At 62.9% G+C, this 10004-nt stretch carries 10 protein-coding genes (1 of these 10 cut by a window edge); 3 read left to right on the top strand and 7 right to left on the bottom strand.

Annotation, left to right across the window (positions count from 1 at the left end; genetic code table 11):
- A protein-coding gene (locus tag JJ896_05680; GenBank protein MBO6779126.1) for a PASTA domain-containing protein crosses the window boundary here: on the top strand, nt 1-597 show its 3' portion. 195 nt of this gene lie to the left of the window's left edge; the window shows 597 of its 792 coding nt (coding positions 196-792); its start codon lies off the left edge, out of view; its stop codon occupies nt 595-597.
- A gap of 22 nt (nt 598-619) precedes the next feature.
- On the opposite strand, the gene pyrR is transcribed toward JJ896_05680, so the two are convergent.
- The 4 genes from pyrR to tmk form a co-directional block, all read right to left on the bottom strand.
- Nucleotides 620-1084, bottom strand: a complete 465-nt coding sequence (gene pyrR, locus JJ896_05675) for a bifunctional pyr operon transcriptional regulator/uracil phosphoribosyltransferase PyrR (GenBank protein MBO6779125.1) — start codon at nt 1082-1084, stop codon at nt 620-622.
- A gap of 45 nt (nt 1085-1129) precedes the next feature.
- A complete protein-coding gene (locus JJ896_05670; GenBank protein ID MBO6779124.1) occupies nt 1130-1534 on the bottom strand; it encodes a hypothetical protein in 405 nt (134 codons plus the stop codon).
- A gap of 91 nt (nt 1535-1625) precedes the next feature.
- Nucleotides 1626-2108, bottom strand: coding sequence for a transcriptional repressor (locus JJ896_05665; protein ID MBO6779123.1), 483 nt, complete (start codon nt 2106-2108; stop codon nt 1626-1628).
- Nucleotides 2109-2122: 14 nt separating this feature from the next.
- A complete protein-coding gene (gene tmk / locus JJ896_05660; GenBank protein ID MBO6779122.1) occupies nt 2123-2758 on the bottom strand; it encodes a dTMP kinase in 636 nt (211 codons plus the stop codon).
- A 154-nt stretch (nt 2759-2912) separates the two neighbouring features.
- Here tmk and JJ896_05655 point away from each other — a divergent pair, with 154 nt between their 5' ends.
- Nucleotides 2913-4319: a tetratricopeptide repeat protein gene (locus JJ896_05655; GenBank protein MBO6779121.1), complete on the top strand. Its 1407-nt coding sequence runs from the start codon at nt 2913-2915 to the stop codon at nt 4317-4319.
- A 90-nt stretch (nt 4320-4409) separates the two neighbouring features.
- Entirely contained in the window at nt 4410-5312 is a 903-nt protein-coding gene (locus tag JJ896_05650; GenBank protein MBO6779120.1) for a DUF368 domain-containing protein, read from the top strand.
- On the opposite strand, the gene JJ896_05645 is transcribed toward JJ896_05650, so the two are convergent.
- From JJ896_05645 to JJ896_05635, 3 genes are read right to left on the bottom strand one after another with little or no spacing between them, the layout of a single operon-like run.
- Entirely contained in the window at nt 5236-6567 is a 1332-nt protein-coding gene (locus tag JJ896_05645) for a hypothetical protein (GenBank protein ID MBO6779119.1), read from the bottom strand. The two genes, JJ896_05650 and JJ896_05645, sit on opposite strands and share 77 nt — an antisense overlap.
- A gap of 56 nt (nt 6568-6623) precedes the next feature.
- Nucleotides 6624-8447, bottom strand: a complete 1824-nt coding sequence (locus JJ896_05640; GenBank protein ID MBO6779118.1) for a choice-of-anchor B family protein — start codon at nt 8445-8447, stop codon at nt 6624-6626.
- On the bottom strand, nt 8444-9997 hold the full coding sequence (locus JJ896_05635) for a choice-of-anchor B family protein (protein MBO6779117.1): 1554 nt from the start codon (nt 9995-9997) through the stop codon (nt 8444-8446). Before JJ896_05635 ends, JJ896_05640 begins: the two co-directional genes overlap by 4 nt.
- Nucleotides 9998-10004 lie beyond the last annotated feature (7 nt).

Below are 10004 nucleotides of genomic sequence, written 5' to 3'. Positions count from 1 at the left end.
GACGTGCTGCGGCTCCCCCCGGAACAGGCAGATTCAATCCTGACGGCCTCTGGTCTGGAGATGCATCAGCAGATACTGCGCAAGATGAACCTGCCCCGAAACCAGGTCATTGACCAGCGCCCGCCCAGCGGCAGCCTCGTCAAGCCGGGTCGAAGCATCTACGTGACCGTGAATACGGGTGACACCACAACGGTGCTCGTTCCGGGGGTCGTCGGTCGCTCTCGCAGGGACGTGGACGGACTGCTCCGCGAGCAAGGCCTGCGGGCAGGCCCGCATCGCGTCGACTCCATCCGCTCCACCTTTCCCGCGGACGTCATCTCCCGCCAGTTCCCTCGGCCCCGGGTGAGGGTGCCACGAGGGTCCGTGGTACAACTATGGTATAGCGCAGGCCCGAGCGCACAGTTTGTCGTCGTTCCGGACGTTGCAGGACTCCCGGCCCCGGAGGCTATCGAGCGTCTTTCCGATGTCGGCCTGCGTACGGTGATCCTCGGCCCCCAGGATGGTGTCGTCCGCGACCAGGGCCCAACCGCGGGCACCACAGTGCGAGAGGGCTCCGAGGTCAGACTGCGCACACGCGACCCGGACCCGGAAGGCTGACCTGTCCCCCCGGCGCCGAGGCCTACTCGACCACGTCCACGGACGGCCGCTCTCCAAGCGTTACCTCCACCCGCTCCCGGTGCTTCGTGGGAATCCGGCGCCCGACAAAGTCAGGCTGGATCGGAAACTCGCGGTGGCCGCGATCCACAAGCACGGTCAGCTGAATACTGCGTGGACGACCCAGCGAAACCACGGCGTCCAGCGCTGCACGAACCGTGCGACCCGTAAAGAGCACATCGTCCACCAGAATTACGTCCCGGTCCGTCAGGTCGGGTCCGGATACGTCGCGGACCTCATCGCCCGACGTGTCATCCCGCCAGGCGGATACGTCAAGGGCGTGATAAACGACCATTGTGGATTCCCGCGCCTCAATCTCGGAGACGATGGCTCGACCTACTTCGTCGCCACGCTGCAAAATGCCCAGCACGGTCAGATTGTCCGCACCCCGATTCCGCTCAAGGATCTCGAAGGCCAGGCGCCGAACCATGCGGCGAACCTGATCAGCCTGAAGAAGCTGGGTGCGCACGCCGCGCTACTGGAACATCGCCTTGATGCTTCCCCAGGTACGGCGCACTGCGGTGCTCGTGTAGTTCACCGACTTGGTGATGACCACTTCCCGAAGCCCGTTCTGGTAGATGACCTCCAGACGATAGTCCAGCTGATCTGAAGCGGACTTGTACACCTGGTCGTCGCGGAATTCGTAGGGCACGCCGATACCGTGCGCCGACAGGGCCTGCACTTTCACGAACTGCTGGTTGCTGTACGGCGTGCGGCGTGTCAGTTCGTATTCCTGCACCTCGTCCTCGGTCTCCATCTGCCACTTCAGAATGAAGTCCTGCCCCTCCGGCGTGACGTCGAAATACTCCAGCTTGACGCCGTAGCCGAAAGAGGCGGCGGTCAAAACGAGTACCGAAACAAGTAGGGGGATCAGTCTCACAGCGGGATTGCGGACGTGCAATCTGCAATTTACGGGCCTTCTCATGAGATACAACCGGGTTCAGGGGCAATACCCAGTGTATCAGCAGAATTCATGCCCTGATAACCTCGCGGCTCCGATTGGGACAGCTTTCGCGCTGGCACCGGCCATACATATGGAGAGAATGGTGCCGAATGTCGAACTGGAAAATGTCCGATACCATCTCCTGAATGGACTGAATCCGGGGGTCGCAAAACTCGAAGAGTTCGTTGCAATCCATGCAGATAAGGTGGTCGTGCTGCCAGTAACTGTACGCCGCCTCGTATTTCGCCTGCTTGTTGCCAAACTGATGGCGGGCCACAAGCTGACATTCCACCAGCAGTTCGAGCGTATTGTACACCGTCGCGCGGCTGACCTTGACGTCCTCACCGACCAGTTGCACATAGAGCTCGTCGGCATCGAAGTGTCCCGATTGCCCGTACACGGCATCGAGCACAGCAAAGCGCTCTGGTGTCTGCCGCTGCCTGCGCGTCTTCAGGAAGTCCCCGAAGATGCGGCGCACATTCTCAAGCTGCTCTGTTCCCAGGTCCGGCATGGGCGGGCGAACCGTCAGCTTCGTCCGGCTGTTCCGCCGTCGAGCATCTGTCGCATATCCCGCCGGATGTCCGTGGCGATTAGTTCGATGGCCCGTGTGCCGTCAAGGACATGGACCCGATCCGGCTCGCGCGCCGCCAGCCAATCGTACCCTTCGGCAACCCGCTCGTGGAACGGCTCGCCGGCCGCCTCCATGCGATCGTCCTCGGAGCGCCCGCGGCGCCGGTGGGCGGCTTCGACGGGTGTGATGCGTATCAGATACGTGCGATGAGGTACCAGCCCGCCGGTAACCTTGCGGTGAAACCCGTCCAGCCATCCCGGGTCTGCCAGGCCACGCCCAAAGCCCTGATAGGCCGTTGTGGAATCGAAGAAGCGGTCGCAGAGTACAAGGGTGCCCTCGTCCAGAAGCGGCTGAACGCGCTCCGCCACCAGCTGGGCTCGTGCGGCGCTGAACAACAGCAGTTCTGCAAACGGCGAGATTTCGTTCCTGGGATCCAGCAGCATTTCCCGTACTCGCTCCGAGATGTCCGTACCTCCCGGCTCCCGCACCATTTCCACGGTGTACCCCGCTTCCCGCAGCCATTCAGCGAGAAGGCGGGCCTGCGTGCTCTTGCCGGAGCCATCAAGGCCCTCAAAGGTGATCAGGCGCATACGGGAATGACGAGATTTAAGGAATCAACCGTATAAGATATTGGCGGTTAGCGGCGGCGCGGAGGTGCGGCGGCTCGCCCCATGCAGTATTTTCCGCGAACCATCGCATCTGCGGTGTATATAAGCGCTTGACCCCCAGCGCCCGTCAACCTTCATGAGCATGCTCAATTTCGGATTCGACGAGTTCGACGAGTCCAGGAATGAAGATCGCCTCCGGGACCTGGTTGCTTCCTTCGAGCACTCCGGTGAGTCGAGTTATTTCGACTCCGACTCCCTGGAAGACATAGCCACGTTCTACTACGAGCAAAGTCGCTTTGACGACGCGCTCCGCGTCATAGACCGTGTGCTCGACGCCCAGCCTTTCTCTTCGGACGGTTGGATGCGCCGCGGGATTCTGCTCAACAACCTGGGTCGCCACCAGGAGGCGCTGGACGCTTACGAGCGCACACTGGCACTCAACCCGGCAGACCTGGAAACGCTGGTCAATCGCGGAATCACGCTCGACAGCCTGGATCGGCCCGAAGAGGCCATCGAGAGTTACCAGGAGGCTCTGCAGCTTGATCCGAGTTCGGACGAAGCGCTGTTCAACCAGGGCGTGACGCTGGAGCGGCTCAACCGCCTCAAGGAGGCAGTCGGCTCGTTCGAACTGTGCGCCGACGCCAACCCGAACCATCCGGAAGTCTGGTACGAACTCGGGTTCTGTTACGACCGTGCCAACCAGCTGGAGCAGGCCATCGAGGCCTACGACCGTCACCTGGACGTAGACCCGTATTCGCACGACGCCTGGTACAACCGGGGGATTGTGCTGAATCGGGCTGGCCGGTATCGCAACGCCATCGACTCCTATGACATGGCGCTGGTCATCTCGGATGACTTTGCTTCCGCGTATTACAATCGCGGAAACGCCCAGGCCAATCTTGGCCTGCTGGATGAAGCGATCGAAAGCTACAAGCGGGTTCTCGAACTCGAGGGCAATGACGCGGCGACGAGCTACAACATTGCGCTGGCCTACGAGGAAAAACGAGAGTACCGCACGGCCATCAAGTTCTTCGAGCAGGCTATCGAAGCAGATGACTCGTATGCCGAAGCCTGGTATGGCCTCGGATGCTGCTTTGACGCCCTGGAGCGATACGAGGAGGCCCTGGTCTTCTTCAATCGGGCCGTCGTGCTCAGCCCGAACACCGCAGACTTCTGGTACGCCAAGGGCGACTGCGCCTATAACCTGCGCCGCATCGGCGAGGCCGTTTCTGCCTATCGCACTGTGGTGCGCCTGAAGCCGGAAAATCGTGAGGCGTGGCTGGACTATGCCGAGACGCTGTACGAGGCACGCCGCCCGGAAGAAGCGCTCGACGCCTATCGCCGCGCGCTGGAGCTGAAGCCTGATTGCGCCAGCACCTATTTCCGCCAGGCGAAAGCCTTCCTGTCGCTGGGTCGTCTGGAAGACGCGCTCCGGTCCATCAAGATGTCCTTCAGCCTGGACCCGCTGCAGCGCGAAAGCATGCGGGATGCCTACCCCGAACTACACGGCGACCCGCGGGTCCGCGCCGCTCTCGGACTGTAGGCGGATCCTCTTCAGACCAACCCCGTTTTCGGCGGCGGCTCGCATTCCGGGCCGCCGCTTCTTGTTGGCACCTACCCCCCGCTCTCCTGCATGCTGCAGCACCTGGCTAATTTTGTTTACGGACTCGGCATAGGCATCGCCAACGTGATCCCCGGAGTCAGTGGTGGCACCATGGCCCTGATCTTCGGCATCTACGAGCGGGTCATCGGCGCGGCTTCGCAGGGTGTAAGGGCAGGTCTCCTGCTTCTCAAGACCGATTTCGCGGGATTCCTGAGTCGGCTGCGTCAGATGCCGTGGATGTTTCTGGGCCCGCTGACGCTGGGCATCCTGGCAGCACCCTTTCTGGGTGCTTCGCTGCTGTCCGATCTCCTGGAGCGCTATCCAGAGGTCATGCGCGGTCTGTTCTTTGGACTTATCGTCGGCTCGCTGCCCATTCCATGGCTTCGCATCGGAAATCGTGGCGCCAGAACCTGGATACTGATCGTTCTGGCCGCGGCCGCCGCCTGGATGCTGTCTGGTCTTCCTACCCGCGCGGACGCGGATCCGGGCATGCTCATGGTGTTTGGCTCCGCCGCTCTGGCCATCAGCGCCATGGTGCTGCCGGGCGTCAGTGGTGCATACCTGCTGCTCATCCTCGGCATTTACCAGGCCACTCTGAACGCTCTGGAGTCGTTCGATGTGGTCTTTATCTCCGTGTTCGCAGCCGGTGCGGGAGTCGGCCTCGCGGCATTCACCGTACTTCTGAACTGGCTGCTGAAGCATCGTCACGATGCCACCATGGCCGTGCTGGTCGGCCTCATGGCCGGATCACTGCGTGCGTTGTGGCCATGGCTCTCGACCGAGTCGGAAGTCCTGATGCCGGGCTCGGGCGATGCGGTCCTGCCGGTGGTTGCGGCTGGAGTGCTGGGACTGCTGCTTACCGGGGTACTGACGTGGTGGGAGTTGTCCCGGTCAGGGTCCGAAGGGAAACAGCCTGTCCCGGAAGCTGGATAGTGCGGACTACCTGACCGTCCACGACGACTTCCACTCCATTGTTGAAGGCCACCAGGATGCGCCCTTCCGCAGCCGCGACCCCGGTACGACGGCCGGCTTCATCCGGCGGACCCAGCAGTGGAACCGCTGTCGCGCCCGGAAGGAAGGGCGCGTACCAAAGCCCGTGCGCTTGGTCCAGGGCCACCAGCCCACCGGCCCGGTCCAGATCGGCGTCCAGCAGGGGCTGCCCCACATCCACGTGACCAGCCTGGTTCAGGGCGTCCGGACTCGTACCCTCGAGAAAGATGAGATGGCCGCTGTCTCCGCCGACCGCTATCAGACCACCGTCGTGGCTGATCAGACGCACCACCTCGTGTCTGGGACCCGATAGTCCGGCCAGACGAACGGCGCTGTCGTCGGTCGGCAGCAGAATCAGCTGATCGGCCGAACGACTGGCTACCACACCCGCAGACCCTCCCGGCAGCATTCCCGCCACCATGGTCAGCCCGAAGGCCACGTCGTAGGAATGCACACGCATGTCGCGCGTCTCCAGCAACCGAACCGGCCCCGTGGGCGAGGTCTCCGGCCTCGCAATGGCCACCCAGGATCCATCCCCTCCTGTGGCAAGCTGCCCCGGTTCCGGAACCACGGCCAAGCCAGTCAGGGTGTGAGACGCGTCAAATCGCAGTATCTGTCCGGATGCGGCCAACGCGGCGAACCACGCCGTGCCATCCGGTGTCGCCGTCACGTGGGAAGGTCTGGATCCACCGCCGAATCCCAGAGCATCGAGGTCGATGTAGCGCGCCACGGCCATGTAGACCGGGTGTACGACCGCAATCAGGTCAGCGTCAGGCAGCGCGGCGAGTACCGTCGCCGCGCTGTCCGCGTACGGAATGCTGCCGTCGTCGTGGCGTGCGCCGGATGCGATCCAGCGTTTGAGGAAGTCCACTTCCACCTGTGGCACACGCTCGGCACCGTGCTCCACCGGATGATCGAATCCGAGCCGGCTCAGAATGGCACTGCGCGCGGTGTCGAACGGCACCAGAGGACCACCGCTGGCAGAACCCGAGAGCAAACCCTCCCATGAGGTCAGGTCCAGTTCTGCCGTCTGCCCGTCATGGCAGCCCGCGCATCGTTCGTCAAACAGGACCTGCACGTGACGCACGTACGAAATGTCCTCTACGGTGCCGTAGTCGGGCAGGCTGGTATCACCCAGCAGTTCGCAGCCGGCCAGCAGGCCGGCAAGCGCTAACGCGAGCAGGAAAGGTCGAGACATAGGCAGATCCATCACTTGCAGGATCGACCACATCGCCCCCGACTCTAATTCCCGGTCTACCTTGCGACAAACAGGGGCTGCACGGCCGTGAAGTTCAGTCCGGTGAAGCGCACCCAGTAGCGACCTGCAGCGAGGCCCGCCACGTCCACATCCAGTCGCAGTTCTTCCTCCGGCTTCAGGAAGCCCCCATGCAGTTCACCCACCCGCCGACCGGCCTCATCATAGAGCTCGACCGTCACGTCCTGCGCGTTGGCTACCAACAGGGAAACGCGGGCCCTGCTGCCTGTCGGGTTGGGCCAGGGAGCGGCCACGAAGTGCGTTCCGGGGACCACAAACAGTTCGTCCTCCAGCAGCACCCGGCGTTGTCCGTCTGAAGCAACGGCTACCAGGCGAACCTGAGACCGGCCCGGCGGCAATGCGCTCGTGACCAGCGAAAAGGACTGTCGGTCCAGCGCGTCTCCTCCGCCGTCAACGGAGGCCAACATCTCGGCGCTGCCGTCTTCCCGGACCAGCTCGAATTCGTAGCGGGTTACGTCTTTCTGGCGGCGCATGGTCCATTCGATCGCGACCTCATCGCCCGAAACCCGGGTCTGGAAGGACTCCAGTCGAGAAACCAGAATGCCGGTCAGGCGCAGCAGAAAGAGCCCCTCACTTCGGCTTGAAAGCGCGACAGTGCCGTCCGAGAAGTACGGGTATACCGTCCAGGCGCCGTTGAAGCTTACCTGGCTGTCGTTCGGAGTGGTGTCGAAGTAGGCTACACGGACCGGATCCTCGGGGCTGATAATGTCCATCACCTGAAGCCCCGAGGTGTAGTTGGCCTCATACAGCAGGCCCTCATGGGTATACAGATTATGGTCGATGGCCTCCGGGCCCGGATTGAACTCCAGAACCAGGGTCGGATCATCCAGGTCGGTCACGTCCCAGACCAGCGTGCGGGTGCGCGGATTTACCCGCTCGTCCCCCTCGTCGTTCTGGTAGAAGTAGCGGTGGTCTTCCGAAAGCCAGCCCTGGTGAACGTATCGGGAGGTCGGGTAGGTGCCCACTCCCAACTGCCGTATCTGGGACTTGTCGGTGACGTCGACGATGGAGAGCGCACTCTCGTTGGAGCCGATGCAGATTTCGCGTCCCTGGTGCGTGGCATCAGGGCCCGTGTACACGACGCATTGTGCGTCATGGGTGTACCCTCGGCTGAATCGCTCATCCTGGTGGCAGCCTGCGAAGACGGGGCGCACAGGGTCGCTGACATCGATCATGTGCAGGCCCAGCGGGCAGTTCCCGGACCGGGTGCCCACCGCATAGGCAAATCCCGTCTCCTCATTCATGACCACATTGTGGGCGCTGCCGAACCCTTCGTAGACCGTCGACGCCGCAAATGTCCTCGGTGTCGTCACGTTACGCAGGCGCGTCAGATCGAACACCTGCATGCCGTGATTGCCTGCACCATCTGCCACAATGAAGGCATATTCGCCACGCACCTTGATATCGCGCCAAACGCTGGCGCGAGCGCCCTGTCGCAGCGGCAAAAGGCCCAGGTAGACCGGGGCCTCAGGGTCGGTCACATCTACAAATGCCGTGGCGTCTTCCTTGCCCTGCAGCACGTATCGACGACCGGTTTCGGGGTCTTCCCAACCCCAGAGATCATTCAGGCGTGCGCTGCCACCGCCCAACTCCGCGCGCGTCAGTCTGGAGAGCAGGTCCACGTTTTCACACGGAAACGGGCCTGCGAAACCGCTGAGGCAAGGCGTTGCCGACAGGCTCTTGTACGCTCGGTCGTCCGCCTGCTCCTCCGGCCCTGCTCCTTTCCCGTCCGGAACCTGCGCCATCAGGGGCGCAGCTGACAGGAAGAGAACTGACAGAACCCAGGCGGAGACCGATTTCATTGTCGTGTGATCAGGCGTGACTCGGTATCGCCATTCAGGGTGATGTGGACGACGTAGGTACCGGCTGCCAGCGCCGAACCATGGACCGGGATGTCGACCTGGCCTGCTGCCGACCAGGCGTCGAACGCCACCGTGACCTCACGGCCCAGCATATCGGCGACCGCGACCCGCAGCATGCCGGGTACGTCCATCTCAAGCGACAGCACGGACTGCTCGGCAAAGGGGTTGGGGTAGGCACTCCGCACCCGGAACTGAGCCGGGAGCTCAACCACCGCGTCAGTGTCGACGATCAGGGAAGGATGGGTCGCCTTGAGGACAAACAGCCCCTCTCCTATGGAGGACACGACGATCGAGCCGCTTTCGAAGTAGGGGTATACCGACCAGGCTCCGGAGAAGCCGGTACCTCGGCGTGTGGGCGTGGTATCAAAGAATGCGATCTCGCGAGGCACCTCCGGCGTGCTCATGTCCAGGATGCGCAGTCCGGCCGTGTAGTTCGCCTGATACGCGAAGTCCCCGACGATATACAGGTTGTGGTCGATGGAGCGGGTGGTGGCCAGGTAGTCGGTGACGTAAACCGGATCGTCGAGGTCGGACACATCGAAGATGATCGAGCGGGCCGGTTCGCCGCCGCGCTCGTCCAACTCGTCGCCCAGCATGAAGAACCGCTTGTCCTTGGTCAGCCAGCCCTGATGGGCATAGGCCACGCCCGGGTACTCCGCCTTCGAAAGCGCCACCGGACGACCCTTGACGGTCACATCCGAAATAGACACGGCCGTCTCGTTGGATCCGAAGCAGATTTCCTGTCCCTGATAGTCCTGATCCGGACCGTCGTACTGCACGCACTGCACATCGTGCGTGTACCCCGTTCCGGCCCGCCCGGTGCCGTCATGGGCAAAACAGCCTACGAATCTCGGCGTGTCGGGGATCTGGATGTTGATCATGTGCAGGCCGCCCGCACAGTCGTCGCCACCGGAGGCACCCACGGCGTAGGCAAAACCCGTCTCCTCATTGATCGCCACGTTGTGAGCGCTGCCGAAACCGGTGTAGTGGGCGGTCATGGCAAACTCCATGGGATCGCCCGTGACCTCACGGAGCTGGGTCAGGTCGAACACCTGCAGGCCGTGCAGGCCCGCGAAATCCGCGACCACGTAGGCATGGTTCGCGTACACCTTGACGTCTCGCCATGGCGAGGGTGCAGCGCCGGAGTGTGGCAGCCACCCTACCACGCGGGCATTCTCCGGGAATGAGATGTCCACGAAACTGGTTCGGTCGTTCATGCCGATGATGGCGTACTCGGCGCCTGTTTCGGGGTCGGTCCAGCCCCAGATATCCATGACCTCTTCGGCGCCCGGGCCCAGCTCGGCAACCGGCACGAAGTCCAGCAGGTCAATTGCGTCGCAGGGGTAGCCGTCCGCAATGCCCGCTACACACGCAACGCGCTTGTTGGTGGATGCGGACTGGGCACTCACGGTCGGCAAGCCGACCAGGACGGCCAGGAGCAGCGTCGCCAGGACGGCGGGCAGGCTATCTTCGGCGCCAGGAACACGCACCACGCGA

Source organism: Rhodothermales bacterium, from assembly GCA_017643395.1.
GTDB lineage: Bacteria > Bacteroidota > Rhodothermia > Rhodothermales > UBA10348 > JABDJZ01.
Note: the sequence above shows the minus strand (reverse complement) of the source record. Positions and strands in the feature narration are given on the sequence as shown.

Excerpts from the sequence above, each read along its gene's own strand:
- pyrR (MBO6779125.1), bottom strand. The coding sequence starts at position 1,084 with ATGGTTCGGCGCCTGGCCTTCGAGATCCTTGAGCGGAATCGGGGTGCG.
- JJ896_05665 (MBO6779123.1), bottom strand. The coding sequence starts at position 2,108 with ATGCCGGACCTGGGAACAGAGCAGCTTGAGAATGTGCGCCGCATCTTC.
- tmk (MBO6779122.1), bottom strand. The coding sequence starts at position 2,758 with ATGCGCCTGATCACCTTTGAGGGCCTTGATGGCTCCGGCAAGAGCACG.
- JJ896_05655 (MBO6779121.1), top strand. The coding sequence starts at position 2,913 with ATGAGCATGCTCAATTTCGGATTCGACGAGTTCGACGAGTCCAGGAAT.
- JJ896_05650 (MBO6779120.1), top strand. The coding sequence starts at position 4,410 with ATGCTGCAGCACCTGGCTAATTTTGTTTACGGACTCGGCATAGGCATC.
- JJ896_05645 (MBO6779119.1), bottom strand. The coding sequence starts at position 6,567 with ATGTCTCGACCTTTCCTGCTCGCGTTAGCGCTTGCCGGCCTGCTGGCC.
- JJ896_05640 (MBO6779118.1), bottom strand. The coding sequence starts at position 8,447 with ATGAAATCGGTCTCCGCCTGGGTTCTGTCAGTTCTCTTCCTGTCAGCT.